General features: G+C 60.6%; 14 protein-coding genes and 1 pseudogene. 2 read left to right on the top strand and 13 right to left on the bottom strand.

What is annotated here, in order from left to right:
- Positions 1-159: 159 nt before the first annotated feature.
- The 13 genes and pseudogenes from Q7S58_RS07040 to Q7S58_RS06985 all read right to left on the bottom strand — a co-directional run bounded on the left by Q7S58_RS07040 (position 160) and on the right by Q7S58_RS06985 (position 13237).
- Positions 160-924 (bottom strand): crotonase/enoyl-CoA hydratase family protein, encoded by a 765-nt coding sequence (locus Q7S58_RS07040; protein ID WP_304822608.1) that lies wholly within the window; start codon positions 922-924, stop codon positions 160-162.
- A 31-nt stretch (positions 925-955) separates the two neighbouring features.
- Positions 956-1510: a GNAT family N-acetyltransferase gene (locus tag Q7S58_RS07035; protein WP_304822605.1), complete on the bottom strand. Its 555-nt coding sequence runs from the start codon at positions 1508-1510 to the stop codon at positions 956-958.
- Between the two features lie 94 nt (positions 1511-1604).
- Positions 1605-2225, bottom strand: a complete 621-nt coding sequence (gene msrB, locus Q7S58_RS07030; RefSeq protein WP_304822602.1) for a peptide-methionine (R)-S-oxide reductase MsrB — start codon at positions 2223-2225, stop codon at positions 1605-1607.
- A gap of 442 nt (positions 2226-2667) precedes the next feature.
- Entirely contained in the window at positions 2668-3738 is a 1071-nt protein-coding gene (locus Q7S58_RS07025; protein ID WP_304822599.1) for a sulfate/molybdate ABC transporter ATP-binding protein, read from the bottom strand.
- Entirely contained in the window at positions 3735-4640 is a 906-nt protein-coding gene (gene cysW, locus Q7S58_RS07020) for a sulfate ABC transporter permease subunit CysW (RefSeq protein ID WP_304822596.1), read from the bottom strand. Before cysW ends, Q7S58_RS07025 begins: the two co-directional genes overlap by 4 nt.
- A 15-nt stretch (positions 4641-4655) precedes the next feature.
- Positions 4656-5483, bottom strand: coding sequence for a sulfate ABC transporter permease subunit CysT (gene cysT, locus Q7S58_RS07015; protein WP_304822593.1), 828 nt, complete (start codon positions 5481-5483; stop codon positions 4656-4658).
- Positions 5484-5582: 99 nt separating this feature from the next.
- Positions 5583-6602: a sulfate ABC transporter substrate-binding protein gene (locus tag Q7S58_RS07010; RefSeq protein WP_304822590.1), complete on the bottom strand. Its 1020-nt coding sequence runs from the start codon at positions 6600-6602 to the stop codon at positions 5583-5585.
- A 57-nt stretch (positions 6603-6659) separates the two neighbouring features.
- On the bottom strand, positions 6660-8099 hold the full coding sequence (locus Q7S58_RS07005; protein ID WP_304822588.1) for an OprO/OprP family phosphate-selective porin: 1440 nt from the start codon (positions 8097-8099) through the stop codon (positions 6660-6662).
- A gap of 143 nt (positions 8100-8242) precedes the next feature.
- Complete coding sequence (locus Q7S58_RS22100) at positions 8243-8440, bottom strand: YezD family protein (RefSeq protein ID WP_370655468.1); 198 nt, start codon at positions 8438-8440, stop codon at positions 8243-8245.
- 38 nt (positions 8441-8478) lie between these two features.
- Entirely contained in the window at positions 8479-8937 is a 459-nt protein-coding gene (locus Q7S58_RS07000; protein WP_304822585.1) for an Rrf2 family transcriptional regulator, read from the bottom strand.
- 194 nt (positions 8938-9131) lie between these two features.
- A complete protein-coding gene (locus Q7S58_RS06995) occupies positions 9132-9974 on the bottom strand; it encodes an LLM class F420-dependent oxidoreductase (RefSeq protein WP_304822582.1) in 843 nt (280 codons plus the stop codon).
- A 116-nt stretch (positions 9975-10090) separates the two neighbouring features.
- Positions 10091-11767, bottom strand: a pseudogene (locus Q7S58_RS06990) (amidohydrolase family protein).
- A gap of 252 nt (positions 11768-12019) precedes the next feature.
- On the bottom strand, positions 12020-13237 hold the full coding sequence (locus tag Q7S58_RS06985) for a cytochrome P450 (RefSeq protein ID WP_304822579.1): 1218 nt from the start codon (positions 13235-13237) through the stop codon (positions 12020-12022).
- 205 nt (positions 13238-13442) lie between these two features.
- On the opposite strand from Q7S58_RS06985, the gene Q7S58_RS06980 reads away from it, so the two are divergent.
- On the top strand, positions 13443-13637 hold the full coding sequence (locus Q7S58_RS06980; protein WP_304822576.1) for a ferredoxin: 195 nt from the start codon (positions 13443-13445) through the stop codon (positions 13635-13637).
- Positions 13638-13714: 77 nt separating this feature from the next.
- A complete protein-coding gene (locus Q7S58_RS06975) occupies positions 13715-14989 on the top strand; it encodes a cytochrome P450 (RefSeq protein ID WP_304822573.1) in 1275 nt (424 codons plus the stop codon).
- The last annotated feature ends 92 nt before the right edge of the window (positions 14990-15081 follow it).

The following is a 15081-nucleotide window of genomic DNA, read 5'->3' as shown; positions in this document are numbered from 1 at the left end:
ATTCCGATTGGCTGTGACGCCGAACGTATGGGTCTGATGAGTTGGGAGGTGTGGCGTCACGGAATCCGACGCGCGCATAAGCCACGATTGGCTTGGTCGTAACTCTACAGGACGCATCAATACGAAACAATGGGGCGTGCGAGGATTATTTCGCCCGTCTCAAAATTTGCCGTGACGGCCGACGCCCGCCGCGAATCGCTCCGCGCCGGCGCGCGTCTCGCCCGAATTGATCGTCGCGATTCCGTGCCGATACTCATTCTGCATCGCGTCGTCGATCGTAAAGCCCCAGCCCTCGTAGGCCGACATTCGATCGGATCGCACGCATCGCTGCGGAAATGCCGCGATCGATTTTGCGAGTTCGCGCGCCGCCATCAGCGCGCCGCCACGCTCGACGACTCGATTCGCGAGCCCCATCGCAAATGCTTCCTCGCCCGACACGCCGCGTCCGGTGAGAATCATGTCCATCGCGCGGCTCATCCCGATAAGCCGCGGCAATCGAACCGTACCGCCATCGACCAGCGGCACGCCGAAGCGCCGGCAGTAAACGCCGAAGGTCGCATCCCGCGCCGCGACCCGCAGATCGCACCAGAGCGCGAGTTCGAGTCCGCCCGCGACGGCAAATCCCTCGACCGCCGCGATCACCGGCTTGCCTAGCAGCATCCGCGTGCATCCGAGCGGACCGTCGCCATCGGCGCCGACGCGATTGCCGCGCTCGCTCGCGACCGCCTTCAAGTCCGCGCCCGCGCAGAACGTCCCGTTGGCGCCCGTCAGGATCGCCACCGACAGCGCCGCGTCCGCATCGAAGCGCCGAAACGCTTCCGCGAGCAGTATCGCCGTCGGCCGATCGACCGCGTTCCTCGCCTCCGGCCGGTCGATCGTTACGATGGCAACCTCACCTTCGGTGAAATACTCGACTGCGCACATCGCTCACCTCGTTCGGCGTACCGGTGAAGAGTCACTCGCCGGAAGATTCGCCCGGCTCGTCGGTTGAAAAGTACAAATGTACTACGCCCGATTCAAACGAGCGGCGAACCTTGAGCCCGCTATGCGCAAACACCTCGAGCATCCGAGTGTTGTCGCCGAGCACATTCGCCTCGAACTCGGTGATTCCGTTGGCGTGCGCGATATGGTTCAGATGCTCGAGCAGCAGCGTACCGATTCCGCGTCCCTGATGCTTGTCGAGTATCGCGAACGCCAGCTCCGCCCGCTCCGGGTGGGCGCCGCGGATGTACCGCCCGACTCCGACCAGCCGCTCGACCCCGCCCTCGGTGATCGTCGCCACCAGCCCGACGTGATTGATGAAGTCCAGTTCGGTCAGGTCCTTGAGATCGCGTTCCGAAAGCTCGCGCCGAATTCCCATGAAACGAAAATAGACCGACTGCGGACTGAGCCCCGCGAAATGCTCGAGCAGCCGCGCTTTGTCGTCGGGCCGAATCGCGCGAATGCAAATCGCTCCGCCGTCGCGGAGCGTCGCCTCGACCCGGTACGTGCGCGCATCGATGGGACTCATCGATCACCGGCCCCTTTTCAGGTGCTACGCGAGCAAGCTGTCCGTGCTACTCGAATCGCTCCCGCGATGCGGTCGCGTCGGCCTGACTCCCGCTTCAGGATTTCTTCGCTCCGTCGGCGTTTGCGAAATTGAGTGCCGCCGAATTCATGCAGTAGCGCTGACCGGTCGGCGCGGGGCCGTCGTCGAATACGTGTCCCAGATGCGCGTCGCACTTAGCGCACACCACTTCGGTGCGCCGCACGAAAAAGGACCGGTCACTCTCGTTGCGGACGTTCTCGGGCGCGATCGGCTCATAGAAACTCGGCCATCCGGTGCCCGACTCGAACTTGGTGTCGGAGCTGAACAGCGCGTTGCCGCAGCAGATGCATCGATAGATGCCCTTGTCGTGATTGTTGGCGTAGAGATTCGTGAACGGCCGCTCGGTGCCTTTCTTGCGCGCGACCTTGTACTGCTCGGGCGTCAATTGCTTGCGCCATTCTTCATCGGTTTTTACGACTTTCTCAGCCATGACGATTCCCTTCCTCTCGCCGGAATCCGTGAATTCGACCAGCTTGACCGTGACGACCTTCGCCGCGCCCGGCGCGTTTTCATCAGATGCCGCCGCGGCCGCGCCGGTTACATTATAGTCGAAGCCGAGCGCGATTGCCGCCGGAATCAATCCCAGCGCGGCGAGGAACGCGCGCCGCCCGATCAGCGCAGTGCCGTTGTCGTTCACGTCGTCATCCTAGCATCAGTCCCAGCACGCGTGCTCTCGCCGCCGCGCGTCTTTCTTGCCGTCATCCTGAGCGCAGGCTGCCGGAGTCGAAGGATCTCGTTCTTCTCCCTCGCCCGCTTGGTTGCGGGAGAGGGAAGCCGAAGCGCGTCAGCGATGAGGCGGGTGAGGGTGCAGCACGACGCAGTTCCGAGATCCGGGATTCTTCGGCTGCGCAGCCTTCGCCTCAGAATGACATCGCTGGCGAAATCGATCATCCGACTAAATCTCCAGAAACTCTGAGAAAAGCTGTCGGCGGCCGCTTCATTGTGGCACAGGCTTTAGCCTGTGGGGTTTCTGCTCTAATCCTGCGATGTATAGACGAACCCCCATACCGATTTGTTCGTTCCCGATGGCGACTGACCATCCCGGATTCACGCCACTGACTATTAGGATGCTGAAAAGATCAGATTTGGTACATGGACAGCTTCTGTTCTTTCGGCCGCAGATAAACATTGGCGCCGGTCGCCAGCTTAAGTTCCTGGTAGCGCTCGTGATCGATCTCGACCTGCACCAAATCTCCCCACGCTGCGATCAATTCGACCTTCACCTGCGGACCCGCGGGATTGATCGATTTGACGGTCGCCGGAAAGGCCTGCTTGCCGTTGGACTTGGTCACGATTTCCAATCGATGCGGCCTGACGTACAGCACCGCCTTGCCGCCCTCGGGATGAACGTGCGCGTGCGTGTCATCGACTTCGACCGAGGTATCGCCGATGAACACTTTGCCGTTCTCGATTCGCCCGTGGAACAGGTTCACGTTGCCAAGAAAATTGTACACGAACGCGTTGGCCGGCTGATGATAGACTTCCTCCGCGCTGCCGATTTGCTCGATATGTCCCTGGTTCATCACCACGATTCGATTCGCCAGCTCGAGCGCTTCTTCCTGATCGTGCGTGACGAACACGCTGGTGATCTTGATCTCGTCGTGCAAGCGGCGGAGCCAGCGGCGCAACTCCTGGCGCACCTTCGCGTCGAGCGCGCCGAACGGTTCGTCGAGCAGCAGCACCTTCGGCTCGACCGCGAGCGTGCGCGCCAGTGCGACGCGCTGGCGCTGTCCGCCCGATAGCTGCGACGGATATCGATCGTGCAGAAAATCGAGCTGAACCAGTTTGAGGAGTTCGTGAACCCGGCGTCCGATTTCGGCTTCGCTCGGCCGCGTGCCGCGCGGACGGACCCGCAGCCCAAATGCGATATTCTCAAACACCGTCATGTGCCGAAACAGCGCGTAATGCTGAAAAACGAAGCCGACCTTGCGATCGCGAACGCTGACCGACGACGTGTCTTCGCCGTGAAACAGCACCTCGCCGCGGTCGGGCGTCTCGAGGCCCGCGATTATTCTCAGCAGCGTGGTTTTGCCGGAGCCTGAAAGTCCCAGCAGCGCGACCAATTCGCCGGTCTCGATCTCGAGACTGATATTGTCGAGCGCGACGAAATCGCCGAATTTCTTGCTGATATTGCGCAGCTCGATACTCATGCCGCCACCTTGGTCTCGATTTCGCGCACCTCTTTTTGCATCTCAGGAATCACGCGGCGCTCGAGGAAATGCTTCGCGATCAGCGTCGCAATCGCCAGCAGCGTGAGCAGCGACGACACCGCGAACGCGGCCACGTAGTGATAGTCGTTGTACATAATCTCGATATAGAGCGGCATCGTGTTGGTATGCCCCCGGATATGGCCCGAGACCACCGACACCGCGCCGAACTCGCCCATCGCGCGCGCGTTGCAGAGCACCATCCCGTACAGCAAGCCCCACTTGACGTTGGGCAGCGTCACGCGCAGAAACGTCTTCCAGCCGCCGGCGCCGAGCACGATCGCCGCCTCTTCTTCCTCGCTGCCGACCGCCTGCATGATCGGAATCAACTCGCGCGCCGCGAGTGGGAAGGTTACGAAAATTGTCGCGAGCACGATTCCGGGCTCGGCGAAAATTATCTTGATCCCGTGATCGTAGAGCCATCCGCCGAGCGGCGCGCGCACCCCAAGCAGCAGCACGAACATCATCCCGGCGATCACCGGCGAGACCGAGAACGGGATGTCGATCAGCGTGATCAGGAACTGCTTGCCGGGAAAATCAAAGCGCGCAATCGCCCACGACGCCGCCACGCCGAACAGCACGTTGAGCGGCACCGCGATCGCCGCCGTCATCAGCGTGAGCCGAATTGCGGAGCGCGCCTCGGGATCGATGATCGCCTTCAGATATGCGCCGAGGCCCTGCTGCAACGCCTGCGCGAATACCGCCGCCACCGGGATAAAAAGAAACAGCCCGAGGAACAGCATCGCGATTGCGATCAGCGCGAACCGCACCAGCGGCGGATCGGCCGTCGCGGATTTGCCCGGCTGCGTCTCAGGTTGAATCAGCCAACCGAAATTCTCGAGCATCGCTACTCCCAATCCTCACGCGGTCAGCCGCTGACTGCTCCAGCGCTGCAAAACATTCACGCCGAGCAACAGCAGAAACGACACCACCAGCATCACCACTGCGATCGCCGTCGCGCCCGCGTAGTCGAATTGCTCCAGCTTCGCCATGATCAACAGCGGCACCACCTCGGTGCGCATCGGCATGTTGCCCGAGATGAACACCACCGAGCCGTACTCGCCGAGCGCGCGCGCAAACGCCAGCGCAAAGCCGGTGAGCAGCGCCGGAATCAGCGCCGGCGCGATCACCTTGATAAACGTCTGCATGCGGCCCGCGCCGAGCGTCGCCGCTGCTTCCTCGTATTCCGCGTCGAGGTCCTCCAGCACCGGCTGAATCGTGCGCACCACGAACGGCAGCCCGACGAAGGTCAGCGCGACCACCACGCCGAGCGGCGCGAACGCCACCTTGACCCCCATCGGCTCGAGCACACGCCCGAGCCATCCGTTCTGCGCATAGATTGCGGTGAGCGTGATTCCCGCCACCGAAGTCGGCAGCGCGAACGGCAGATCGACCATCACGTCGATCAGCTTGCGCGCCGGAAATTCATAGCGGACCAGCGTCCACGCCACGATAAAGCCGAACACCGAGTTGATCAGCGCGCCCGCGAGCGACGCGCCGAAGCTCAGCCGATAGGCCGCAATCGTGCGCGGCGACATCACCGCATGACAGAACTCGGCCCACGTCAGCGTGAATGTCTTGAAAAAGATCGTCGAAAGCGGAATCAAGACCACGATTCCGAGATAAGCGAGCGTGAAGCCGAGCGTCAGGTTGAAGCCCGGCAACACGTTATTTTTCTTCGATGCCATCGATCTCAGGCGCTAATCGATCTCAGGCGCTAATCGATCTCAGCCGCATTTCCTCCTTGCTCAAGTTTCACCGCATTGCTTTCGTGCCCGCGATTCGCGTCAACTGCCGGGCAGATAAATCTTGTCGAACACGCCGCCGTCGCCGAAAAATTGCTGGTGCGCGGTTTTCCATCCGCCGAAATCGCCGTCGATCGTGAGAAACGTCACGGCCGGGAACTGGTTCGCGTATTTCGCCGCCACCGCCGGATCGCGCGGACGATAGAAATTCTGCGCGCCGATTTCCTGTCCCTCCGGCGTGTACATAAATTCGAGATACGCCTTCGCGATGTTCGCCGTCCCGTGCCGGCTATCGACCTTATCGACCCACGCCACCGGCGGTTCCGCCTGGACGCTGATCGATGGATAGACGATCTCGAATTTGTCCTTGCCGAATTGCTTGCGCGCCATCAGCGCCTCGTTTTCCCATCCGATCAGCACGTCGCCGATTCCGCGCTCGACGAACGTAGTGGTCGCGCCGCGCGCGCCCGAATCGAGTACCGGCACGTTCTTGTACAGCGCCGCGACGTAGTCCTTGGCCTTGTCCGCGTCGCCGCCGTTTTTCTTGAGCGCGTATCCCCACGCCGCGAGGAAGTTCCAGCGCGCACCGCCCGAGGTCTTCGGATTCGGCGTCACCACGGCGATGCCCGGCTTCACCAGATCGTCCCAGTCGTGGATTTTCTTGGGATTGCCGGTGCGCACCAGCAGCACGATTGTCGAGAAGTACGGCACGCTGTTGTCGGGCAGCCGCTTTTGCCAGTTCGGCGGCAGCAGATTGGCCTTCTCGGAAATCGCATCGATATCGCCGGCCAGCGCGAGTGTGACGACGTCCGCCTCGAGCCCGTCGATCACGGCGCGCGCCTGCTTGCCCGAGCCGCCGTGCGATTGATTGATCGCAACGTCGTCGCCGGTCTTTGCTTTCCAGTTCTTCGCGAACTGCGCGTTCACCGCTTCGTAAAGCTCGCGCGTCGGGTCGTAGGAGACATTGAGCAGCGTGATCTCCTTGCCGTACGCTGCACCAAGATTGAGCATGAGGCTCGCCGCGATCGTCGCAGCGGCGAGCCTCAAATTGAACTTGGGCATCTTTCGCTCCGTTCGGATTGGTTCGAGTCTCGATCGCATCGCCGATTGCTCCACCCTTCAGAATGCGATCTGCAGTTGCGTCTCGAACACGCTTTCGTCCGGACGGTCGCCGAATACCGCGCCTTTGTCGAAAAAGGTGCGCGCATAGTCGAATTGCCACTTGATGAAATTATTCAGATACCAGTTCATACCAACCGCCCATTCCGTCGCGGTGCGCGCCGAAACCGTGGGATTGGCGAAATTGAGTTTGAACTGGCTCGAGTCGGTCGAAACATTGCTGATTCGAGCGGCGAGTTCCCACGCCCCGATAGTGCCGACGCGTGGGTCAAATACGTGGTACGGCTTGACCCCGTAGTACGACGCATCCTCGCCGGTCAGAACGTAGGTTGCCTGCGCGCTGTAGCCGTCGTCGGTAAAGGTCTCGGTATCGTTTACCAAACCTTTCGTGAGTTTGACGAAGCGGTTCAGCGTGTGCCGATCGGAAACGTACTGCGCCATCATGCTGAACGGCCCGTTGTAGTAATAAGCCTGCGGCGACAGGCGATAGCGCTCGCCCGACGCGGTCACGCCCTTGTTGTACGAAAACCACGTGGACGATCCGTAGGTCTTGTACGTCGAGACGGTACTGCCGCGTTCGTCGCCGTAGGTGCCCGCGAATCCCACGCCGATTGCGCGCAACCACTGGTTGTCGGATTTCTTGAATGGCAGCGCGAACACGCGGCCGAGGAAATCCTTGCCGTCGTTGTTGTCGAAATCGACGCTGGCGGTGTTGTTCGGCACACCATTCATCAGCGCGAGTTGATAGGTCAGGCGCCCGTCGAACAAATCGCTATGCACTTCCGCGCCGATATCGCGGTTCGGCACCAGGTTTTCCGTCTCGGCGCGTTGAGAGAAGGCGAGGTCACGATCGGATTGCAGCCGCTCGAGGCCGAACGGCGATCTGAACTTTCCGCTGAGTAGCTGCGCCTGCTGGTACCAACTCGAGTTGAGGTACGCATCCTGCAGCGTAACCTTGCCCTGGCCGAAGTCCGGCGTGAGGTTGAACTCGTAGTACTTGAAGACCGTGGCGGTGAAGATCGGCCGCGCACGATTGAGATAGAAGGTACTGCCGGTCGTTGGTTTATCGTTGCCGCTGGTGAAAAAGTGCCCGTCGCCCTGCAGCAGCGCGCCTAACTTGAATTGAAATTCATTATTAGGCGACGACAGGGAAAAGCCTTGCGCCCCGGCCTTGACGACCGGCAGTTCCTTCGCCTTGGCGATTTCCGTCTCTTGCTGCACTTCCAGCTTGCGGTCGATCATTTTCACTTTCTGGTCGAGGCTCTCGAGCGTCTCCACCCGCGCCTCGAGTTTCTTGATCTCTTCCTTGAGCTCAGAGATGACCTGGTTCTTCTGCTCGTCGGTCAGCCGGTTTTGAGCTTGCGCCGATCCAGTGGGAAAAATCCCGCTCAGCGCCAGCACTAAAACCGCCGGCAGAAACGGTTTCGCTGAATTGTTCATCGCGGACGTCCCTCACCCTCTGGGGAACCTCCGGATGCCCGGTCAGCTCGAAGTTGATACTCATTACGTTTATCGCGGCGCGCCCGATCCTTCCTTGGTCCGGCGGCGCCTCAATTAAAAAAATCAGGGATGCAGCCGCCTCGCTAGCGCCCGCCACCTCTGTCGAAGCGGAACTTTTCCTTGCGTTCGATTTGGACGACTTTCGAGTCCTGGATTACGACTTCCACCGATCCGAACCGTACGCCACTGATTGCGTGAGCAATCCGTTCGAGGATCTGCTCGTGGCTTTCGGGTACCGATGAATTCGAAGCAATGCTGGTCGGCGACGATTCGATTTTCATTGTTATCCTATTAGTTGACTAGACTAATCCCCAAAAAATTATATCGCGAAACTCAGCGATTCCTTGCCCGTCACCACCGATTCCACGCGCTTAAGCATGTCTGCGAGCGAGGTCGAATCCATGATTTTCGCGGTCGCGTCCCGCACCTCTTTCATCACCAGCCGGATACCGCAGCTTTTCTCGTCGCGGCACTCGCGGCATCGCATATAGGCGGTTTTACTGACGCATGGCAACGGCGCAATAGGCCCATCTAAGACGCGTATAACATGGCCGACGCTAATCAGATGAGGCTCACGGCCAAGGAAATACCCGCCCCCCTTGCCCTTCTTGCTCTGCAGGATTCCCTGGTTCTTGAGTTCGAGCAGAATGAGCTCCAGAAACTTGGGCGGAATCCCCTCCCGGCGTGCGATATCCGAGATCAGCACCGGTCCTTGTCCATGTTCCTTGGCAAGGACCATCAGAGCCTTGAGCGCGTATTTCGATTTTTTAGACAGCATTCCCGATAAGGCGGCTAGACTAATCAGGCTCGCGAAATTGTGTCAAGCGGTCTCGACAAATAAATCTTGCCTGCTTTTGAGGTCCAAAAGGCTTTTCGCAGACCCCCCGACGAACCAAGCTGCCGCCCTCAACTGAAAAAAAGGGATCCCCCCGAGGGGGGATCCCTCCGCAAATCCGTGACGACCTGCGATTCCTAGTGAGCTTTTGCTTTCAGTTCCGCATACTTGTCGAGCATCGGCAGAATCGTTTCGCGCGACGCCGCCGGCAGCGCAAAAATCAGTCGGTCAAGACCCATATCGAGGAATTTCTTGATCTGACCCTCATCGGGATCCACGCCGAACATCGAGATCGGCAGCTTGTCGCGGCCCGCCTTCTTGCCGGCTTCGCTCAGTGCCTTCACGCTGGCCGCCAGATCGTACCGGGGGAAATTTATCGGCATCCAGCCGTCGCAGTATTCGGCGACGCGATCGAAAGTTTTCGGCGATTGCGAGCCCAGCAGCACCGGCGGACCGCCCGCCTGCACCGGCTTTGGAAAGGACCAGATCGGATCGAAGTTCACGAATTCACCGTGATACTCAGCCGCTTCCTTGGTCCAGATTTGGCGCATCGCGAGGATCTTCTCCTTCACGATTTTCCAGCGCTTCTTGAAGATGGCCCCGTGATTCGACATCTCCTCGACGTTCCAGCCCGCGCCGATTCCGAAAATCACGCGGCCGTTCGAGATCATGTCGAGCGACGCGACTTCCTTCGCAAGCGTGATCGGATCGCGCTCGATCACCAGGCATACGCCGGTGCCGAGCTTCAGCTTCTTGGTGACGGCGGCCGCCGCGCCGAGCGCCACGAATGGATCGTGCGTATGCCAGTATTCCTTCGGCAACTCGGTGCCGCCCGGAAACGGCGTCTTGCGCGAGGTAGGGATATGCGTGTGCTCGGGAAAGAACATCGACTCGAAGCCGCGCTGCTCGGCGGCAAGAGCAAGCTCGACGGGCTGGATTGCGTAGTCGGTCGGGAACATCGAAATTCCAAATTCTGCCATTTGCGATTCCTCCTGGATTGGTGCGGACGATAACGCGCCCAAGCCAGTTTCATAGCACAACTCACGCACCGACGATGCGTATTCCGCATCCAGCTTTGGACGGCAATGCGCTCGGATCAAAGCGCCGACGAGCGCAGCACCCGCCCCGGCAGGTAGCCGGTGTGATGCCCCTGCTGAAACAGCACGTCGCCATTGACGATCGTGTATTCGATTCCGATCGCCGGCATCACCAGCCGCCGCCCGCCGCCCGGCAGATCGTTTTGCATCCGCGCACGAGTGGCCGAACCAACGCGGGCCTCGTTGAAGATTGCCATATCCGCCGGCAGACCGACCTTCAGCCGCCCGCGATCCTTGATTCCGAAGAAATCCGCCGGCTCCGACGTGATCCGCTTGACGGCCTGCTCCAGCGTCATCGCGCGGCGCTCACGCACCCATGTGCCGAGCAGATAGGTGCAGTATCCGGCGTCGCACAGCGTATTCACGTGCGCGCCGCCGTCGGACAGCCCGATCATGGTGCGCGAATCGCAAATGAGCTGCTTGATGCCTTCCTCGTGATACTGCTGCATCGTGTACTGGGCCTTCAGATCGTCCTCGAGCGCGAGGTCGAAGAACGTATCGAGCGGGTCCTGATGCCATTCGTATGCGATCTCGGTGATCGATTTGCCCTCGCATGATTTGAGCGCCGGGCGCGTGACTTCGAGCACCTCGACGCGGTTCCATTTGCCTTGAAACAGATGCGGCCGCTTCAGTTCCTCGCGAAACGCTGCACGAAACTTCGCGTCGCGATAGATTTTCTTCTGTTCGGCCTCCGGCCGACCGAACAGCGGCTCCCACATTTCTATGTCCGCGAACGTGAACGGATTGCGAAGATTCATCTGCACCACGAGCGGCTTGCACAGCACCTGCGGTATTCCGCCCCGTTCGATCAACCGCTCCAGTCGATGCAGGGTATCCATACTCGCGTCGGGCTGATCGGGCCGGCTCGCGATCCCGAGCCACGTGACGGGTCGCTGGCTTTCGTCGAGCAAAAATTCAAGCAGCGCCTGTTCATCCTCGGAGACGCGGCCGGTATTGCGCGTGAGCGCGATTTCGATCGCGCCGCGGCCGAGATCGCGCAGTACGTTGGCGTAAGCTTTCAGCTCCTCGTGCGAGGCGAGGCGGCACGCCAACGGCTTGTCCCGGTAGCCGATATGATGACGCAGCGTCGTGGTCGAAAATCCGAACGCGCCCGCTGTCATCGCTTCGCGGAGCAATCCCGCGACTTGCTCGATCTCGCGCGGCTCCGCCGCCCGCTCCATCGATTCGTCGCCCAGCACGTAATGCCGAAACGGGGTGAGCGGCGCGAGAAATGCGAGATTGATTCCGACGCCGCGCCGTTCCGCCGCCGCCATGAAGTCGGGAAACGTCTCCCATTCCCACGCGATGCCCTTCGACAGCGCGTCGTATGGAATGGCCTGCATGTTCACCACGTCCCACGACGGCACGTCGCGCTCGCGCGGCTTGCAGGGCGCGATACCCACTCCGCAGTTGCCCATCACCACCGTCGTAACGCCGTGCTATGAGGTGCAGCTAACCAGTGGATCCCAGCAGATTTGCGCATCGTAATGCGTATGCGGATCGACGAAGCCGGGCGCCACGATCAAGTCGGACGCGTCGATTGTTTTGGCGGCGGCGTCGGTGATTTTCCCGATTTCGGCCACCCGGCCATCCTGAACCGCCACGTCGGCGCGCCGGCGAAACGCGCCCGTTCCATCGATCACGATGCCGTTCCTGATAACAAGGTCGTACGACATCTCTGCCCCCCAGAGGTGTTACGGAGTGCCAATCGGCGTCACACTCAGGCATATGAAGTAATCATAAAGTTGACGACTTCAAAGCAGCCAGGGAGCGTTTAGCCTATCGTAGGAGGCAAGAAAAATGCGCGTGCAGGACGGTTCTCGGAAGCACACAAATGATGACTAAAAGTCAAATAGAATTGACTAAAAGATGAATTCGCTCAAACCAGATAACGCGCGTATTCGCCTGGATCACCGATCGTTCAAGCGTCAGGATGCTACCAGGTGGACCGGCAGCGAACGGTACGAGCGCGCGACGAAGCTCGAATGCATCGGCAGCGGCTCTCGATTCTTAAGCTCGAAACTGCGAGTCCCCTCGAGCAGGGCGCGCAGCACGATACATCCCTCGATCGACGCCAGATGCGATCCGATGCACGAATGCGACCCGAAGCCGAACGCGATGTGCGGATTCGGCGTGCGCGCGATATCGAACGTATCGGCACGATCGAACACCGCCTCATCGCGATTCGCCGACCCAATCCACAAAAGGACGAACTGGCCCGCGCCGATGTCGATGCCCTCGAGTTTCGCTGCCTTGGCGCACAGACGGGGCATCGCCTGCACCGGCGACGAGTATCTCAGCACTTCCTGCACCGTGGTCGGTATCAATTCATGGTCGGCGCGCAGCCGCTCGAGCTGCTCCGGATGCGCCAGCAGCTCGACGATCAGATTGCCGAGCATCGCAGTCGTCGTCGCGTTGCCCGCGATCAGCAGGATCGTGAGCATCTGTAGCATCTCCGGCGTCGATAGCCGCGCGCCTTCCTCCTCGACGGCGGCCAGCGCGGACACCAGGTCCGGCCTCGGATCGGTGGATCGCTCAGCCACGAGCACCTTGAAATAATCGTGCATCGCGCGCGTAGAGGCGATCTGCTTCGCGATGAACTCCGGATCCGGCGGCTTCAGGATGCCCTGGACCTGGCTCTCCGTCAGCTCGCGCGACCATTTGAGGAACTTTGGCGCGTCCGCCTCGGGCACGCCGATCAATTTTCCGATCACGCGCACCGGAAACGGCGCCGTGAACGCCGGGATCAAGTCCACGACGTCCTCGCCGGCCGCCTTGTCGATCAGTTCGCGCGCAGTCTCGAGCATCGAGGCTTCCAGCGCGCGCACCATCTTCGGCGTGAACGCCTTGTTGACCAGGATGCGCTGGCGGCGATGACGCTCGCCGTCGGTGGTCGCAAAGAACGGCGGGAACTCCTCGGCCAGCTCCGGCTGCGTCAGCAGGTACGGCTGGATGAACATCGCGAAATCGCTCGACCACGTTTCGGCATCGCCGAAGATTTTCACGATGTCCGCGTGGCGAAACACCGAGACGACCGGCAGATTGCGATGCGCGTAAATCGGATGCTCGCGGCGCGCGCGCGCATACAGCGGGTACGGATCCCGCCGCGTCGCCTCGTCCATCGGATCGAAAGTAAAATCGTCCATGTTTCCTCGCGCGCGATACCGCCCATCTCCGCGCGAACTTTATCGCAGATACAGCAGCTTACCAAAGACCGGCATTCGGGCGCGAAATCGCGGCGCTGGTCCGATGCCGGAACGTCTTGTAAGATTCAGGGCGCGGCGCGCGCCAGTTCGCTGGACAAAGCTCATGCTGCGATCGCATCGTCAGCCGCCGGCAAGGAGAAATCCAATGAAAGTGATCGTCGATCAGCAACTCTGCGAAGGAAATATGCGATGCCAGGAGGCGGCGCCCGAAGTGTTCGAGGTCCGCGACGACGACAAGAGCTACCTCTTGATCGAGAATCCGCCGGAATCGATGCGCGAGAAGATCAAGCTGGCGGTGCGCCTCTGTCCGCGCCAGGCGATCACGGTGATCGACGACTAAAAGACCTCGTGACTGATTTATCGCAACGCGTCACAATCAGGCATCGTTAGAATTCGTCAGCCGCGGAGAGGTTCTCGATGTCAACGCCTCAGGAACTGTCGCCGGAGCTTTCCCCCGAAAGCCTGAACATCATCGGCCCAGAGCATTACGCGAAAAACGGCTACCCGCATCGCGAGTGGGCGTGGCTGCGCAAACACAAGCCGGTGTCGTGGTGCGAGTATCCCAACACCGATCCGTTCTGGGCGATCACCAAGCACGCCGACCTGGTGCAGATTTCCAAGCAGCCGCGCCTTTTTCTGAACGGCCCGCGCCTGCTGGTGTTCGTGAATGAATCGGGGATGGAGCAAAGCCCGACACCGCCGTTCCGCCATCTGCTCGACATGGATCCGCCGGTGCACGGCGAGTATCGCGCAATCGTTAGCCGGCATTTCACCCGGCGCGGCGTGCGTCCGCTGCAGCCGGAGATCGAGCGCATCACGCGCAAGGTGCTCGACGACGTAACCGGCCGCGGCGAATGCGATTTCGTCACCGACGTGTCGTCCAGGATTCCGCTCGCGGTGATCGCCGAATTGCTCGGCGTGCCGCACCAGGATTGGGATCAGCTCTTCAAGTGGACCAACGAAACGATCGGCAGCGGCGACCCCGAATTCCAGCAGGGCGCGTCGGCGCAGGAAACGATGGATCGCTCGCGGCTCGGACTGTTCCAGTATTTCACCGAGATGGTCGCCGAGCGGATGAAGCATCCGACCAGAGACATCACGAGCATCGTGGCCAACGCGAAAATCAGCGGCGAGCCGATGCCGCAATTTGAGATGCTCTCGTACTATTTCCTGCTCGTTGTCGCCGGCAACGAGACCACCCGCAACGCCACCACCGGCGGGCTACTCGCGTTTATTGAAAGTCCGGGCGAATGGCAAAAGCTCAAGAAAAATCCTGCGCTGATCGATTCGGCGGTCGAGGAAATCGTGCGCTGGACCAGTCCGGTCATCCAGTTCGCGCGCACCGCGACCGAGGACACCGAGATTCGCGGGCAGAAAATCAAGGCCGGCGAATCGGTCTGCCTGTTCTACCCGTCCGCGAACCGCGACGAAGAGGTTTTCGAAGAGCCATTCAAATTCGACATCGCGCGCGATCCGAATCCGCACGTCGCCTTCGGCATCGGCGAGCATTTCTGCCTCGGCGCCAACCTCGCGCGGCTCGAGCTAAAGGTGATTTTCCAGCAGCTTGCCGAGCGGCTCGAATACGCCGAACTGGCGGGCGCCGTCGAGCGCCTGCGCTCGAGCTTCGTTGGCGGAATCAAGCACATGCCGATCCGCATGACGATAAAGGCGGCCGCGGCCGCCGCCGCGTAAAGAAAGAAGTTAACCACCGATTTCGCTGATTATACAGATTACAAAAGGGCTCCACTGTGCCGTCCTGTTTAGTTTCAGGCTTATGAATCGGC

Source organism: Candidatus Binatus sp., assembly GCF_030646925.1.
Lineage (GTDB): Bacteria > Desulfobacterota > Binatia > Binatales > Binataceae > Binatus.
This window is presented reverse-complemented; position numbering and strand designations above follow the sequence as displayed.

Excerpts from the sequence above, each read along its gene's own strand:
- Q7S58_RS07000 (WP_304822585.1), bottom strand. The coding sequence starts at position 8,937 with ATGCTGTCTAAAAAATCGAAATACGCGCTCAAGGCTCTGATGGTCCTT.
- Q7S58_RS07025 (WP_304822599.1), bottom strand. The coding sequence starts at position 3,738 with ATGAGTATCGAGCTGCGCAATATCAGCAAGAAATTCGGCGATTTCGTC.
- Q7S58_RS07035 (WP_304822605.1), bottom strand. The coding sequence starts at position 1,510 with ATGAGTCCCATCGATGCGCGCACGTACCGGGTCGAGGCGACGCTCCGC.
- cysW (WP_304822596.1), bottom strand. The coding sequence starts at position 4,640 with ATGCTCGAGAATTTCGGTTGGCTGATTCAACCTGAGACGCAGCCGGGC.
- Q7S58_RS06980 (WP_304822576.1), top strand. The coding sequence starts at position 13,443 with ATGAAAGTGATCGTCGATCAGCAACTCTGCGAAGGAAATATGCGATGC.
- Q7S58_RS07040 (WP_304822608.1), bottom strand. The coding sequence starts at position 924 with ATGTGCGCAGTCGAGTATTTCACCGAAGGTGAGGTTGCCATCGTAACG.
- Q7S58_RS07005 (WP_304822588.1), bottom strand. The coding sequence starts at position 8,099 with ATGAACAATTCAGCGAAACCGTTTCTGCCGGCGGTTTTAGTGCTGGCG.
- Q7S58_RS22100 (WP_370655468.1), bottom strand. The coding sequence starts at position 8,440 with ATGAAAATCGAATCGTCGCCGACCAGCATTGCTTCGAATTCATCGGTA.
- Q7S58_RS07010 (WP_304822590.1), bottom strand. The coding sequence starts at position 6,602 with ATGCCCAAGTTCAATTTGAGGCTCGCCGCTGCGACGATCGCGGCGAGC.
- Q7S58_RS06995 (WP_304822582.1), bottom strand. The coding sequence starts at position 9,974 with ATGGCAGAATTTGGAATTTCGATGTTCCCGACCGACTACGCAATCCAG.
- Q7S58_RS06985 (WP_304822579.1), bottom strand. The coding sequence starts at position 13,237 with ATGGACGATTTTACTTTCGATCCGATGGACGAGGCGACGCGGCGGGAT.
- Q7S58_RS06975 (WP_304822573.1), top strand. The coding sequence starts at position 13,715 with ATGTCAACGCCTCAGGAACTGTCGCCGGAGCTTTCCCCCGAAAGCCTG.
- cysT (WP_304822593.1), bottom strand. The coding sequence starts at position 5,483 with ATGGCATCGAAGAAAAATAACGTGTTGCCGGGCTTCAACCTGACGCTC.